This is a genomic window from Arthrobacter alkaliphilus, from assembly GCF_021483235.1.
Taxonomy (GTDB): domain Bacteria; phylum Actinomycetota; class Actinomycetes; order Actinomycetales; family Micrococcaceae; genus Arthrobacter; species Arthrobacter alkaliphilus.
On the sequence record NZ_JAKEEC010000015.1, the window covers coordinates 56,285 to 70,052 of the forward strand.

At 63.6% G+C, this 13,768-nt stretch carries 13 protein-coding genes and 1 tRNA gene; 8 read left to right on the plus strand and 6 right to left on the minus strand.

Going from position 1 to position 13,768, the window contains the following annotated elements; all coding sequences use genetic code 11:
* Positions 1 to 12 precede the first annotated feature (12 nt).
* The 4 genes from pepN to L0B83_RS11900 all read left to right on the plus strand — a co-directional run bounded on the left by pepN (position 13) and on the right by L0B83_RS11900 (position 4,428).
* Positions 13 to 2,574: an aminopeptidase N gene (pepN, locus tag L0B83_RS11885; protein ID WP_234758661.1), complete on the plus strand. Its 2,562-nt coding sequence runs from the start codon at positions 13 to 15 to the stop codon at positions 2,572 to 2,574.
* A 23-nt stretch (positions 2,575 to 2,597) separates the two neighbouring features.
* On the plus strand, positions 2,598 to 3,077 hold the full coding sequence (locus L0B83_RS11890; RefSeq protein ID WP_234758662.1) for an OsmC family protein: 480 nt from the start codon (positions 2,598 to 2,600) through the stop codon (positions 3,075 to 3,077).
* Between the two features lie 147 nt (positions 3,078 to 3,224).
* The gene (locus L0B83_RS11895; protein ID WP_234758663.1) at positions 3,225 to 3,953 is read left to right on the plus strand and encodes a mechanosensitive ion channel family protein; all 729 of its coding nucleotides are present in this window, start codon (positions 3,225 to 3,227) and stop codon (positions 3,951 to 3,953) included.
* Between the two features lies 1 nt (position 3,954).
* Entirely contained in the window at positions 3,955 to 4,428 is a 474-nt protein-coding gene (locus L0B83_RS11900) for a globin (RefSeq protein ID WP_308193985.1), read from the plus strand.
* A gap of 72 nt (positions 4,429 to 4,500) precedes the next feature.
* On the opposite strand, the gene L0B83_RS11905 is transcribed toward L0B83_RS11900, so the two are convergent.
* Complete coding sequence (locus L0B83_RS11905) at positions 4,501 to 5,175, minus strand: DUF8185 domain-containing protein (RefSeq protein ID WP_234758664.1); 675 nt, start codon at positions 5,173 to 5,175, stop codon at positions 4,501 to 4,503.
* A 63-nt stretch (positions 5,176 to 5,238) separates the two neighbouring features.
* Here L0B83_RS11905 and L0B83_RS11910 point away from each other — a divergent pair, with 63 nt between their 5' ends.
* Positions 5,239 to 6,144 carry an acyl-CoA thioesterase gene (locus L0B83_RS11910; protein ID WP_234758665.1) on the plus strand — a complete coding sequence of 302 codons (906 nt, stop codon included), beginning with the start codon at positions 5,239 to 5,241 and terminating at the stop codon, positions 6,142 to 6,144.
* Positions 6,145 to 6,264: 120 nt separating this feature from the next.
* On the opposite strand, the gene ettA is transcribed toward L0B83_RS11910, so the two are convergent.
* From ettA to L0B83_RS11925, 3 genes are all read right to left on the minus strand, one after another.
* A complete protein-coding gene (gene ettA / locus L0B83_RS11915; protein ID WP_234758666.1) occupies positions 6,265 to 7,947 on the minus strand; it encodes an energy-dependent translational throttle protein EttA in 1,683 nt (560 codons plus the stop codon).
* 47 nt (positions 7,948 to 7,994) lie between these two features.
* Entirely contained in the window at positions 7,995 to 8,552 is a 558-nt protein-coding gene (locus L0B83_RS11920) for a DUF6993 domain-containing protein (RefSeq protein ID WP_234758667.1), read from the minus strand.
* A gap of 96 nt (positions 8,553 to 8,648) precedes the next feature.
* Positions 8,649 to 9,215 (minus strand): single-stranded DNA-binding protein, encoded by a 567-nt coding sequence (locus L0B83_RS11925; protein WP_234758668.1) that lies wholly within the window; start codon positions 9,213 to 9,215, stop codon positions 8,649 to 8,651.
* Positions 9,216 to 9,430: 215 nt separating this feature from the next.
* On the opposite strand from L0B83_RS11925, the gene L0B83_RS11930 reads away from it, so the two are divergent.
* Positions 9,431 to 9,503 (plus strand) — tRNA-Arg (locus L0B83_RS11930).
* Between the two features lie 63 nt (positions 9,504 to 9,566).
* Here L0B83_RS11930 and L0B83_RS11935 read toward each other — a convergent pair.
* Entirely contained in the window at positions 9,567 to 10,109 is a 543-nt protein-coding gene (locus L0B83_RS11935) for a hypothetical protein (RefSeq protein ID WP_234758669.1), read from the minus strand.
* A 158-nt stretch (positions 10,110 to 10,267) separates the two neighbouring features.
* Between L0B83_RS11935 and L0B83_RS11940 the strand changes: the two genes are divergently transcribed.
* A complete protein-coding gene (locus L0B83_RS11940) occupies positions 10,268 to 10,558 on the plus strand; it encodes a hypothetical protein (RefSeq protein WP_234758670.1) in 291 nt (96 codons plus the stop codon).
* A gap of 39 nt (positions 10,559 to 10,597) precedes the next feature.
* On the opposite strand, the gene mptB is transcribed toward L0B83_RS11940, so the two are convergent.
* Positions 10,598 to 12,220, minus strand: coding sequence for a polyprenol phosphomannose-dependent alpha 1,6 mannosyltransferase MptB (mptB, locus tag L0B83_RS11945; RefSeq protein WP_234758671.1), 1,623 nt, complete (start codon positions 12,218 to 12,220; stop codon positions 10,598 to 10,600).
* 224 nt (positions 12,221 to 12,444) lie between these two features.
* Here mptB and L0B83_RS11950 point away from each other — a divergent pair, with 224 nt between their 5' ends.
* On the plus strand, positions 12,445 to 13,758 hold the full coding sequence (locus tag L0B83_RS11950) for a glycosyltransferase family 87 protein (RefSeq protein ID WP_234758703.1): 1,314 nt from the start codon (positions 12,445 to 12,447) through the stop codon (positions 13,756 to 13,758).
* Positions 13,759 to 13,768 lie beyond the last annotated feature (10 nt).

Here is a 13,768-nt window from a genome sequence, read left to right on the forward strand (position 1 = left end):
TGGAGGCAAACCTTGCCAGGCCTGAACCTGACGCGCGCCGAAGCCGGACAGCGCGCAGAATTGCTCACGGTGGACTCGTACGACGTCACGCTGGACCTGACGAAGGGCGCCAAGGTCTTCGGCTCCACCACCGTGGTGAAGTTCTCCGCCGTCGAAGGTTCCTCGAGCTTCATCGACGCGATCACGGAAACCGTGCACCGCGTGACGCTGAACGGCACCGAACTCGACCCTGCGGAAGTCTCCGATGGCGTGCGCATCCAACTGCCCGGCCTCGCCGCCGAGAACGAACTGACCGTGGTGGCCGATGCCCCCTACATGAACACCGGTGAGGGCCTGCACCGGTTCGTGGACCCGGTAGACAACGAGGTCTACCTCTACACGCAGTTCGAGGTGCCGGATTCCCGCCGCATGTTCGCAGTGTTCGAGCAGCCGGACCTGAAGGCCGCATTCACGTTCACGATCACCGGGCCTTCGCATTGGGACGTCATTTCCAACTCACCCACTCCCGCGCCGGTGGAAACCACCCCGGGGGACGACGGCACTGCGCGCTCGGTCTGGCGTTTCGCCCCTACCCCCCGCATCTCTTCCTACGTCACGGCCTTGATCGCAGGCCCGTACCAGTCGGTCCGCAGCAAGGTCACGAGCTCCGATGGCCGCGTCATCCCGCTCGGGGTGTTTGCCCGCAAGTCCCTCATGCAGTACCTCGACGCCGACAACATCTTCGAACTGACCCGCCAAGGGTTTGAGTTCTTCGAGGCCCAGTTCGGGTTCCCGTATCCCTTCGAGAAGTACGACCAGCTCTTTGTTCCCGAGTTCAATGCCGGGGCCATGGAAAACGCCGGCGCCGTGACCATCCTCGAGGGCTACGTATTCCGCGGAAAGGTTACCGGCGCCCAAATCGAACGCCGCGCCATCACCGTGCTGCACGAGCTGGCCCACATGTGGTTCGGTGACCTCGTCACGATGCGCTGGTGGAACGACCTTTGGCTCAACGAGTCCTTTGCCGAATACATGTCCCACTTGGCCGCGGTCGAAAACACCGAATTCGACCGGGCCTGGACCACTTTCGCCTCGGTGGAAAAATCCTGGGCGTACCGGCAGGACCAATTGCCCACGACCCACCCGATTTTTGCGGAAATCAACGATCTCCAGGACGTCGAAGTGAACTTCGACGGCATCACCTACGCCAAGGGAGCTTCCGTGCTGCGGCAGCTGGTCGCCTGGGTTGGCCCGGAACAGTTCATGGCCGGCGTCCGCGAATACTTCCGGAAGCATGCCTGGCGGAACACCGAACTGGTGGACCTCATGCGGGAACTCGAAGCTGCCAGCGGCCGCGACTTGGAACAGTGGGGCAAACTCTGGCTGGAGACCGCCGGCGTCAACACCCTCTCCCCTGAGATCCAGGTAGACGCAAGCGGCACCATCACGTCTTTTGCGATCGTGCAGACGGCTATCGACGAGCAGCCCACGCTTCGCCCGCACCGCCTCGCTGTTGGCTTTTACGACTTGTCAGCCAACGGCAAACTTGAGCGGACCCACAGGGAGGAGCTCGACGTCGACGGTGCCCGGACCGAGGTCCCTGCCCTTGGCGGAAAGGCGCGTCCGGACCTGATCCTGCTCAATGACGATGACCTGGCCTACGCGAAGGTGCGCCTCGACCCCGCATCTTTGGCCACCGCGAAAGCCCACCTGAAGGACTTCGCCAAGAGCCTGCCCCGCACCCTCGTGTGGGGCTCGGCTTGGGACGCGGCCCGCGACGGCGAAACCCCGGCCCGCGGCTACGCCGAGCTGATCCTGGCGAACATCGCGTCCGAGACCGATTCTTCAGTGATCCAGACCCAACTCCGCCAGCTGGCCACCACCCTGACGTACTACGTCGCAGCCGAGCACAAGGATGCCGCCACTGCGGCCGCGGCGGACACACTCTGGGAGCTTTCGACTACCGCAGCCGCCGGGTCGGACGCCCAGCTTCAATTCGTGAAGTCCTTCGCCCTGCTTGCCTCGACCAGCTCCCAATTGGACACGGTCCAGGCTGTCCTGGACGGCAGCACCGCCCTCGACGGTCTGATCGTCGACCAGGACTTGCGTTGGGAGCTCCTCACCTCCCTCGTGGTGGGCGGGCGCCACGGCCAGGACCGGATCGACGCCGAGCTCGAGCGCGACCACACGGCCAATGGCCAGAACGCCGCAGCCTTGGCGACGGCGGCCCTTCCCACTCCCGAGGCAAAGGCCGAGGCATGGAGGAAGATCGTTGAGACAGGCGAACTCTCCAACGCCATTCAAGGCTCCGCAGTCACGGGCTTCACCAGGGTGCTTGACACCTCCTTGCTGGAGCCGTACGCCGAAAAGTACTTCGAGGCGGTCCCGGAGATTGTTGCCAACCGCACCCACGCGCTGGCCCAGCAGATCGTCGTCGGGCTCTACCCCGCCCAACTGACAACGCAGGCCACGGTTGACCGCACGGACAAGTTCCTCGCGGAGCTTCCGGCGGACAGCAGCGCCCTGCGCCGCATGATGCTCGAAAACCGCGACGGCGTGGCCCGGGCTTTGAAGGCCCGCGCGGCGGACGTCTGACGCACCGCCGCTAGAATTTCCGCATGAGCTTGGACGAGCACCACTACTCCCTGACCGTGCGCTGGACCGGAAACCTGGGTACCGGAACATCCAGCTACCGTGCCTACGCCCGGGACCACGACGTCGAGATCCCCGGCCTGCCCGTCCTGAAGGGCTCCTCCGACCCCACCTTCCATGGCGACCGCAGCCGGTACAACCCCGAACAATTGCTCCTCACGGCGCTCTCCCAGTGCCACATGCTCTCGTTCCTGCATGTCGCGGTCAAACACGGGGTGGTCGTCACCGAGTACGTGGACCACGCCGAAGGCATGATGCGGCTCAACCGCGATGGGAGCGGCCAGTTCGAGAAGGTCACGTTGAAGCCGCACGTCACAATTGCCGACCCGGCCCATCTTTCGCTTGTAGACGAATTGCACCATGAGGCAAACCAGGTCTGCTTTATCGCCAGGAGCGTGAATTTTCCCGTGCTGCACGAGCCGAGCACTGCGGCGGCCGCGGGCTAGGCCGGATGCCAGGGAAGCCGCTCCCCAAGAATCACGATGCGGATCCCGGCACGCTCCGGCGCTAGGGTTGAACGTGGACAAAGTGTTCAGCGCCCGGCAATCAAGGGCTTGGCGAACAATTGGATCCCGTGAGGAGCATTCCCGCATATGAACGTCGCTTCGTCGACCGACAACATCGTGGCCGATGCAGCCAAGATCGATTACGCGTCCATCTTGGTGACGATAGGCATTGGGTTGGTGTTCTGGGTTGTGGCCCGGTTCATCATCCTGCGCATTACCCGCCGAGTGGCGGAGGGCACAAGCCTCTTCAAGAAACCCCATTTCAGGTGGGTCCAGCCCGCTTTCCGGGCGCTCGACCATGAGCGCCGCGCCCAACGCGCCCACACCATCGGCTCGCTGCTGACAAGCGTGCTCAGCGTTGTTGTGGTGGTCATCGTCGCCATCTACGTCCTCAAATACCTGAATGTGGATATCGCTCCACTGCTCACCAGCGTCGGCATTTTGGGTGTGGCCATTGGCTTCGGCGCCCAACAGCTCATCCGCGATTTCCTGTCCGGCATCTTCATCACCATCGAGGACCAGTTCGGGATCGGCGACGTGATCGTCACCACCGAAGTGATCGGCACCGTTGAGTCCGTGGGACTCCGGATCACACGGCTCCGGGCCGAAGACGGGGCCATCTGGTATCTGCGCAACGGAGAAATCCTGCGTGTGGGCAACCGCTCACAAGGCGACTATGTGCCCGAGGAGCCGGCGGCGCCGGAGGACGTCCCGCCTGCACCTCCGGGCACTGCGCCTGCCGAAACCGCGGCTTCCGTTGCGCCCCAGCCGTCAAGGGAATCCCTCAAGGTCCGGGAGCAGAAAGCAGGTGAGTGACATGGGAAGCCAGCCGGAAACCGGGGCACCGCAGCCGGAAGAGCGGCCTCAGTTGATGCAGAACGATCCGTTTAGCCAGCCGTCGTACACCGACAGTTTCTACGAGGCCATCGGTGGCCACGAGACGTTCGTCAAACTCATCGATGCCTTCTACGACGGCGTCGCCGAAGACCCGTTGCTCCGGCCGATGTACCCGGAAGAAGACCTCGGCCCAGCCAAGCGGCGGTTCCTCATGTTCCTCGAGCAGTACTGGGGCGGTCCGGGCACGTACAGCGCGGAACGCGGGCACCCGCGGTTGCGGATGCGGCACATGCCGTTCCAAGTGACGCCCGAAGCCAAGGACCGCTGGCTCTTCCACATGCGCGCGGCGGTCGATTCGCTCAACCTGTCGCCGCTTCACGAAGGGACGCTCTGGGACTATATGGAGCGGGCTGCCCTCACGATGGTCAACAGCCCGTCGGCACAGCAGCCCTGAGCCTGCCCTAGAGTGGGGCAGCAGGGTCCCTGCGTGGCGCGGAACGCGACACGAAAGGGCCTGCCCCAATCTCTAGCGGGTTTGCAGGCCCAGGCCCGATCCGGTGCGAGCCAGGATGTGGCCCCGGCTCCCGCTGAGGCGGAACCAGCGGCCGTTGCGGAAGAGCCGGTGTTCCCCATCACCAAGGAACCCGAGTGCCAGGGCCGCGAAGGCCGCGCCGGCCGGAACGCCGTCGAGCCCCGGGATCTCCCGCCCCCACACCGTGGCCCTAGCGTTGTTGACGATCAAGGCGCCCGGCTGGTCCGGGACAATCCCGGCCACCTCGGCAATGCCGGCATCCGCGACAGTCTTGAGTTCGGCGTCGGGCACTGAACCCAGCGGCTCCCAACCGCTGCGGGGCGCCCCGACTCCGGCCCAGGATTCGGAAACGGTCGACGGCGGGATGGGAAGCTCGACGTCGTCGGCACCGGAACGCGCCAAGCGGTCCAGGACCGAGGAAAGAGTCACGGTCACGTCCGCATACGCGCCGTCGGCGAGGGCAATCGTCCGAAGCCCGAGAATCGTGGGAGTTGCCTCGCCCAGGAGGCGCGGCCTCAAGACGCACACATAAGCGGCGAGGACGCGGCCGGAGGCCTGCAGGCGGATGGCGCCGTCGTCGATGCTCTTGGCACGCGTGGCATAAGTGCGGAGATCCGCCAGATCACGGGGATCGGTGAAGCGGAAGGATTTGGTCAATACATCGGACACATCATCGACTCTACCGGCATGTCCGCGGTTGAGAGGGGTCAAGGTGACGTCTAGAGTCGAACCATGACTGACGCGCATGCCGGCCTGGAACATCAGGTTGCCTTGGAGGACCCGACCTCCACCCTCATCGAACTGTTGTCCCTTGCCGACTTCGACGGCGCGAGGACGGCCGAGGACATCTTCCTTGGGCCTTCCCAGAAACAACCCCGCCACCGTGTTTTCGGCGGCCAAGTGCTCGCCCAATCGCTCGTGGCCGGAATGCGCACGGTGGACGAGGACCGGGCCGTCCATTCCATGCACGGCTATTTCCTTCGTCCCGGAGACGCCAACCAACCGATCACGTTCAGCGTTGAGCGGTTGCGGGACGGGCGCTCGTTCTCCGCCAGACGGGTGCACGCCTACCAGGAGGGCCAGCCGATCCTGTCAATGATCGCGTCCTTCCAGACCGAGGCGGAAGGCGTGGAGCACCAGTCCGCCATGCCGGCCGGAATTCCGGACCCCGAAACGCTGCCGAGCACCGCGGAGCTTCTGGGGAAGTTCGACCACCCATTTGCCCGCCACATGTCCTTCGAGCGGCCCTTCGATGTCCGCCACGTAGATCCCGCGATCTATATTGAAGCGCCGAAGGACCGGGTGGCGAGCAATGCCGTCTGGATGAAGACCTTTGGCCCGATGCCGGACGACCCCAAGCTTCACCGGGCCGCACTGGCCTACGCGAGCGACTACACCATCCTGGAATCCGTGCTGCGCAAGAACGGATTGAGCTGGATGACGCCAGGCATGAGCGTCGCAAGCCTTGACCACGCCATGTGGTGGCACCGCCCCGTCCGCGTGGACGAGTGGCTGCTCTACGTGCAGGAGTCCCCTAGCGCCCAAGGTGCCCGCGGGCTTGCCACCGGCCGGATCTTCAACCGCGACGGCCAGCATGTCGCCACAGTGGCGCAAGAGGGCATGCTCCGGATCCCGTAGTCCCTGTCTTTCAACCGGGATCCCGCGCGACCTTCATAACGGGTCCAGGAGCCTCCACAGCAAAGAAGGCCGGCGCCTTGGAAATTATCCAGGGCGCCGGCCTTCTGCGTAGCGTTTTGCTTAGTCGCGGGTCAGCTTGCGGTGGGTGACCCGGTGCGGCTTGGCTGCATCCGGACCGAGGCGATCCACTTTGTTCTCCTCGTAAGACTCGAAGTTGCCCTCGAACCAGTACCACTTCGAGGGGTTCTCCTCGTCGCCTTCGTAGGCCAGGATGTGGGTGGCAACCCGGTCGAGGAACCACCGGTCGTGCGAAACAACGACCGCGCAGCCTGGGAACTCAAGCAAGGCATTCTCAAGGCTGCTGAGCGTTTCGACGTCGAGGTCGTTGGTGGGCTCGTCAAGGAGCAGCAGGTTTCCGCCCTGCTTGAGGGTCAGTGCCAGGTTCAGGCGGTTCCGCTCACCACCGGATAGCACCCCGGCCTTCTTCTGCTGGTCCGGCCCCTTGAAGCCGAAAGCCGCGACGTAGGCGCGGGACGGCATCTCAACGTTGCCGACCTGGATGAAGTCGTTGCCGTCTGACACGACCTCCCACAGGGTCTTGTTCGGGTCGATGCCGCCACGGCTCTGGTCGGCGTACGAGATCTTGACGGAGTCACCGATCTTGAGGTCGCCACCGTCCAGCGGTTCCAGCCCGACAATGGTCTTGAACAACGTGGTCTTGCCCACGCCGTTGGGACCGATGACGCCGACGATGCCGTTCCGCGGCAGCGTGAACGAAAGGCCGTCGATCAGGGTCCGGTCCTCGAAGCCCTTCTGGAGGTTCTTGGCTTCCAGGACCAGGCCGCCCAGGCGCGGTCCCGGCGGGATCTGGATCTCCTCGAAGTCGAGCTTCCTGGTGCGGTCAGCCTCGGCTGCCATTTCCTCGTACCGGGCCAGACGGGCCTTCGACTTGGTCTGGCGTCCCTTGGCGTTGGAGCGGACCCACTCGAGTTCTTCGCTGAGGCGCTTGGCCTGCTTGGCGTCTTTCTTGCCCTGGATTTCGAGGCGGGCGCGCTTCTTCTCCAGGTATGTCGAGTAGTTGCCTTCGTAGGGGTAAAGGCGGCCGCGGTCCACTTCACAGATCCACTCGGCGACGTGGTCGAGGAAGTAGCGGTCGTGGGTGATGGCGAGCACTGCACCGGGGTATGAAGAGAGGTGCTGCTCCAGCCACAGGACGCTTTCGGCGTCCAGGTGGTTGGTCGGCTCGTCGAGGAGGAGGAGGTCCGGCTTCTGCAGCAGGAGCTTGCAGAGCGCTACGCGGCGGCGCTCACCACCTGAGAGGACTGTCACGTCGGCGTCGCCCGGCGGGCAGCGGAGGGCGTCCATGGCCTGTTCGAGCTGGGAGTCGATGTCCCACGCGTCTGCGGCGTCGATGGCTTCCTGGAGGTGGCCCATTTCCTCCAGCAGGCTGTCGTAATCGGCATCCGGGTTGGCCATTTCCTCGGAGATCGCGTTAAAGCGCTGGATCTTGGAGTAGATCTCGCCTACGCCTTCCTGGACGTTGCCCAGGACAGTCTTTTCCTCGTTCAGGGGCGGCTCCTGCTGGAGGATGCCCACGGAGTAGCCGGGGCTGAGGCGGGCTTCGCCGTTCGACGGGGTGTCGAGACCAGCCATGATCTTCAGGATCGTGGATTTACCGGCTCCGTTGGGGCCGACGACGCCGATCTTCGCGCCAGGGAAGAACGACATGCTGACATCGTCCAGGATTAGTTTTTCGCCAACGGCCTTGCGGGCCTTGGTCATCGTGTAAATGAATTCCGCCATGCCGTTAAATCTAATGGGTGGCAGGGCATAACTCACATTCGGCCCTGCTAGCGGGAATCCCCGACGAAGCATTTGCCGCTTGCCAACACAGGCAGGACCGACACCGAAACCTGTCCGTCCCTGATCTCGCCCATGACGCAATCCTTGTCCAGCCTTGCCGCGGCCGCTATGGCGTCGACATCCAGGCCTGTCGGCGTCTTGCTCGCGGATACCTCCACTGCAGAGCCAGGAATGCCGGCCGAAATCAGCTGCGAACGCACCGCGTCTTGTGCCGGTTTAGGACTCGCTGCGGCGATCGACTTGAGTACGGATTCCATGGTCTGCTTCAGGGCGGCAGTGCCCGTGCTCGTCGAGGCCGATGCAGAGGCGTTTCCGGCGCTGGGGGTGACAGCGGGAGCGGCACTGAGCGTGACAGCGGGAGCGGCACTGGATGTCGCCGAGGGCGCGGCCGATGCAGCCGCGGTGCCGCCTGACACCACGGGAGCAGGCGCGTTGCAACCGGCGACCAGGCCGGCCACGAGTAATGGCACCGCAAGCAGCAACCCCGGGCTTCCGGCCGCACGGCGGCGTCCTGATGGTTTTTGCGGCTTTCCCCTGCTCGTCACCCGGCCATTCTGCCATGCGGCGCACAACACGCTGCGCCCCAAGGCATCCGCGGCATCCCTTTTTGCGAGCTGCCTCGTTTGACCAGCCGGGCCGTTTCAGGTTGTTACGTCCACAAGTTCTCCGGTTTCGGTATTCACGAGAACCGACTCATCGCCGGCGCCGGTCGAAAGGATCACTGCCTGCTCGGCCTCGGCGCTGCCGTCCTCGTCGTCGTCATGAGGGCCGTCGCCATCCTCTTCAACGGAAGGCCATGGGTTGTCGGGCTCCACCTCGGGAGCCGCCGGCTGGTTCTGCGGGCTGCTGCTTCCGGTGGTACGGATGAAGTTCGCTGAGCCCCACATGAGATCGTGGCCTACCGACTCGGCGACGATGTCGGCGGCGCGGTAGATCCTGCCGTCGTGTTCCCATTCCCTCAGCTTCAATTTCCCGACCACGATGACCCTCTGGCCCTTCTTGACGCTGCAACCAATGTTTCCAGCAAGATGCCTGAACGCCTGGACGCGGAACCAATTCGTGTGGCCGTCCACCCATACATCATTGGAGCGATCGAACTTGCGCTCCGTGGAACCGAGCCGGAAGGATGCCGTTCCGGTTCCGGCAGGAGTGGTGGAACTTTTTGGTTCCGTGGCGACGAAGCCCCGGACCGTGATGATGTCATTCATGGTCTTGTCCTAACGTGAGTTGAGCTGCCTGCGTGGCCCTCTTAGCTTCACGTGCCGTGGACTTGGGCGGGAGTGCCGAATTCACGTATGTGGATAGCGCTGTCCAATGGCGGTCTGTGGGGGAAGAGTCACTGCCGATCCGGGCCGACTGCACAAGCAGCCACCGCAATGTAAACTCTTGATGGCGCCTTGGCCATGCTGTCAGCGCGTCGCCTGCCTCGGTAGCTCAGAGGATAGAGCAGGAGCCTTCTAATCTCTTGGTCGGGGGTTCGATTCCCTCCCGGGGCACAGTAAAAAGCGGCTCTGAACTGCGGAAACGTAGATCAGAGCCGCTTTTGGCTACCTCGAGTACTACTTGTCGCCGACCAGGCCTGCGAAGACGTTCTTGGGGCGCTGCATCTCGCCGTGCTTGGCGCCAAGGATGATCACCAGGGCTGCGAAGCCGGGGACGGCCCACTGCAGCAGCTGGAGCTGCTGCTGGGCTGCCTTGAGTTCGTCCGAAGCGCCTGCGTGCGGCTCGGTTGCGCCCTCGGCCCCTTCACCGGCCAGCTTCTCCACCTTCTTGCCCAGGATGCCCGAGTACAGGGTTACCGCGGCTCCCGCGACCGTAACTGCGGTCTTGATGACGGTGTTGCGGGCCACGCCGTCCTGCTTGGCGATGCGGCCCTTGTTTTCCCAAGCAATGGCGAGGTCGGCCACCAGGTGGGACGCGAAGGCTGCCGTCTGGATGGGGGCCCACCTCATCCAGCCCGCGCTCGAAAGCCGGGTGCGCTCCGAGGGATCCTTGGCCTGGGCGGCCGCCCCGTTGAGCCCGATGGCGCCCATGAGAGATCCGCCAAACCAAGCTGCTGCCGTCAGGTCGTGAACTGAACGGGCAATGAGATTTCCTGCCATGATGTGCGTTCCTAACGTTGTGAACTGGTTCCGGGTTGCCGCCGTACTGGGACTTCACCTGCCATTTCCCAGCGTTGTATGGCGCGCTTATGGTAAGCACACTTACTAATATTACGAAAGCCCTTCTCCCGCGGAGTCGAACGCCTAACATGGAGGCCATGGGCAACACTGGGACATTGTTCGGCTGGGCCTTCGGGGATCCGGCACGTGAAAGCGACAGCGGCTACATTGACGGACTGGAGCGCGAGGCGCTGCGCAATGCGCGGCAAACGGCGGAGGCCAAGGGTGTGGAGGTCGTAGCAGGTTCTGAAGTGTTCACCGTCCTCAGCGCGGACCAGTCCTTGGTGGAGCTGGAAAACGCCCCGGGCCAGCTGGTAGTGCGGTGCACCGTGCATGTTGAGGGGCCGGGCGCCGAAAAGCTGCGGGCCGAGGGGCCGATGAACGGCTGATATGTCGGTACCGGTGTCAAGAGGGCGTGGATTTGCCGTTCAGGCCTTCGGTTTGAGTCTGAGCTTAACCATCCCGCGACGCGGGCGGAACAGCACGTGGGTCTTCTTGTCGAAGAACACCAGGTAGGCGATGAAGGCGAGCCCGATGACGATGGCCACTCCGCGCACCACCTCAAGGGGTATCCACTGGAAGACACTCAATTGGTCGGTCAGGGCGATCAGGGTGAAGAAAGCCGTCAGGTAGAAGACCGTCCTGAGCTGGGGGCCGTCGGCGATGCCCGTCACAGTGAAGAACACCAGCAGCCACACCATGTACCAAGGCTGGATCACGGGCGCCAGGATCACGACGGCGGCGAAGGCCCACGCCATCTGGCGAATAACGGTCTTGTTGAACGCCGATTCGTCATCGAGCGGCGCCGGCATGCCGAATCCACGGCCTGGGACCCGAACGGCGAGCCAGACGACGGCGACCGCTGAGACTGCGGTCGCGGCAGTCTGGATGACATCCGACACTGGAACGCCGGGACCACCGAAAAGTCCGACGACGAGACCCGCCCCGCCCGAGAGCAAGGCGACTGGCGCGTACCACATCCAGACCGAACCCGGAGTCTTCAGCGCGCCGAGCCAACCAAAGCCCAAACCGTTCACCAGACCGGCGGCGGCCATCAGTCCCATTGACAGAGCCAACGTCGCTGCCCAGTAGAGCACTCGGCGGCCCCAGCCGGCACGGGCGCCGGCCCAGAGGAGACCGGCAAAAGGCAAAGCGATCAAGGTAATCGGCTTAATAGCGATCGAAGCCGTGATCAGCACGATTCCCAGCACCGGTCGTTTCACCGATGCGAAGTACAACCCAGCAACAACCAATCCCAACATCAAGGAGTCGTTGTGCGCGCTGGCAATGAAGTTGATCAGGAGAACCGGGTTGAGGACGCCAAGCCAGAACGCCCGCTCGGGGTTCACGCCATGGAGCGCAGCCAAACGGGGAACGTAGACGGCAAGAAGGATGACGCCGGCCAGGCCCGCCAAGCGGAAAGGGATCAGCGCAAGTTCGGGGACCCCGGCGCTGAGCCAGACGGCACCCTGTTCGATCCAGAGCCACAGCGGACCATACGGCGTGGGTGCTTCGGTCCACAATTTGTCGGGCCCGAGCGAAAAGTAGTTGCTCAGGGCCGAGATGCCGTTGGTATACGGGTTCAGGCCCTGCTCCATGAGCCGGCCTTGGCCGATGTAGGCATACGTGTCCCTGCTGAACAACGGCAGGCTGAACATTATCGGGACTACCCACATCCACAATGCGCGCCACAGCACAGGACGCGAGGACGGGTTCCATCCGCCGATCCTTTGGGCAATGCGCAGCCAAGCGCGCAGAAGCAAGAGTGCGCCAATGCACAGCATCACGGTGCAGGAGATCACGCCAACCGGGGATGTCCTTGCGATGATAAAGAGGGGCGTGCGGATGAGCGAGCCGGTGGTTGTCGCCATCCAGCCGACACCGACCGAGCCTGCGACCATGAGCAACGACCCGACGAACCCTTGGAGGATCGCAGTCCTTGCCGCCTTGGCTATCTCCGTGCCGTGGACCGGGGCGTTGGAATCGCCAAGCGCCTCTCGATGAGCCAACGAACTCGCCACCTCACGCTCACGAAACTTCGACGTCACCATCAACCAAAATCCTTGTCCGGTTCCCTGCCGCATCCGGGCCAAAGTGGCACTTCCGGTTGCCATGGATTATTGCAACTGTAGCATCGACACCCTTGGCTTCCCGGGCCCGGACGGACCATGGGTCGGTCTGCGAAAGTGGCCTGGGATAGGATGGACGGGGCTCCGGTTTGATGCCGAAGGGCCAAGGCGACCTGTGTTGATAACTACCTGACAAGGATCCTCCCATTTCCACGGACTCATTCTTCAGCGCGCTCACACAGTTCCGACGTCGGGTTCTTCCCTCTCGGGTAGAGGCAACGCTCAATTCCCCCAAGGGCCTTCTTGCAGGCTTCTGCATCGTGCACTTGGTCTTCCTTGTCTTCGCGCTGATCCTTTCCCTGCGCGGCGAGGCGTTCAGCGACACTTTTATCTACCGGGACTGGACCTCCGCCGGGTTCCGGGACGAGAACCTCGTCGGCGGCCCAAGCCCTTGGGTCTACCCCGTTCTCGCGTTGGTGCCGATGGCAATCGCGGGCTTGGCCGGACCCGGTCCGTTCTTCTTCCTCTGGGTGCTCATGATCACCCTGCTCAATGGCGCCGCCCTCGCGAAGCTCACGGGATGGGGGCGCAATCGCGAGGCCATCCCGGCGGGATGGTGGTGGCTGGTGTTCGTCTTCATCCTGGGTTGGCTCGGATTCGCCCGGGTGGACGGATTGACTGCTCCCATCGTGCTGATCGCTTTGGCATACGGTGTGTCCCACCCGTTCATTGCCTCGACGCTCCTGAGCATTGCCACATGGATGAAGGTTTGGCCGGCCGCGGTCATGCTTTCGTTGTTCACGGTGGTCAAGCAGAGAACCAAAGTGGTGGCTGCCGGCATCCTCACCACGATTTTGGTCATCGCCGGCACAGCGGCCGTCGGCCAACTGCCGAAGCTCTTCAACTTCCTGACCCAGCAAGGCGATCGTGGCATGCAATTGGAAGCCACCTTCACCACTCCCTGGTTGTGGCTTTCCGTCCTCCATGTGGGCGGCTCGCGGATGTACATGAACACTGACATCAACTCGATGCAAGTGGATGGGCCCGGCACCGCCTTCATGTCGTTCCTCATGCAGCCCCTGCTTGCTTTGGCCGCGATCCTGGTGGCCGCCCTGACCTTCTGGGCCCTCCACAACGGCAAGCGAACCGGCGGAGCGGACCGCACTGAGCTGCTGTTGGCGGGATCCCTGACGATGGCTACGGCTTTCGTCGTCTTCAATAAGGTCGGCTCGCCGCAGTTCATGGTGTGGCTGGCTCCCGCCGTCGCCGTCGGGCTTGCCCACAGCTGGAAGGAATGGCGGGTCCCCGCGGCAATGCTCATTGCCATCGGGGTGGCCACCTACCTCATCTACCCCCTCTTCTATGACGCACTCAGCCACAACAACCCATGGATGGCCCTCGTGTTGACAGTGCGCAATGTCCTGCTGGTGGTCCTGTTCTGCTGGTCCGTACGCCGCCTGTACCTGTTGGGCAAGAAGATCCCGGCCAACGAACCGGCCGCCGCTGCCAAGGAGTCCTGAGATTTCCGTT

What these genes read in the sequence shown, in the direction of transcription:
- L0B83_RS11890 (WP_234758662.1), top strand. Translation starts at nt 2,598, where the DNA reads ATGAGCTTGGACGAGCACCACTACTCCCTGACCGTGCGCTGGACCGGA.
- L0B83_RS11895 (WP_234758663.1), top strand. Translation starts at nt 3,225, where the DNA reads ATGAACGTCGCTTCGTCGACCGACAACATCGTGGCCGATGCAGCCAAG.
- L0B83_RS11900 (WP_308193985.1), top strand. Translation starts at nt 3,955, where the DNA reads ATGGGAAGCCAGCCGGAAACCGGGGCACCGCAGCCGGAAGAGCGGCCT.
- L0B83_RS11910 (WP_234758665.1), top strand. Translation starts at nt 5,239, where the DNA reads ATGACTGACGCGCATGCCGGCCTGGAACATCAGGTTGCCTTGGAGGAC.
- ettA (WP_234758666.1), bottom strand. Translation starts at nt 7,947, where the DNA reads ATGGCGGAATTCATTTACACGATGACCAAGGCCCGCAAGGCCGTTGGC.
- L0B83_RS11925 (WP_234758668.1), bottom strand. Translation starts at nt 9,215, where the DNA reads ATGAATGACATCATCACGGTCCGGGGCTTCGTCGCCACGGAACCAAAA.
- L0B83_RS11935 (WP_234758669.1), bottom strand. Translation starts at nt 10,109, where the DNA reads ATGGCAGGAAATCTCATTGCCCGTTCAGTTCACGACCTGACGGCAGCA.
- L0B83_RS11940 (WP_234758670.1), top strand. Translation starts at nt 10,268, where the DNA reads ATGGGCAACACTGGGACATTGTTCGGCTGGGCCTTCGGGGATCCGGCA.
- mptB (WP_234758671.1), bottom strand. Translation starts at nt 12,220, where the DNA reads ATGGTGACGTCGAAGTTTCGTGAGCGTGAGGTGGCGAGTTCGTTGGCT.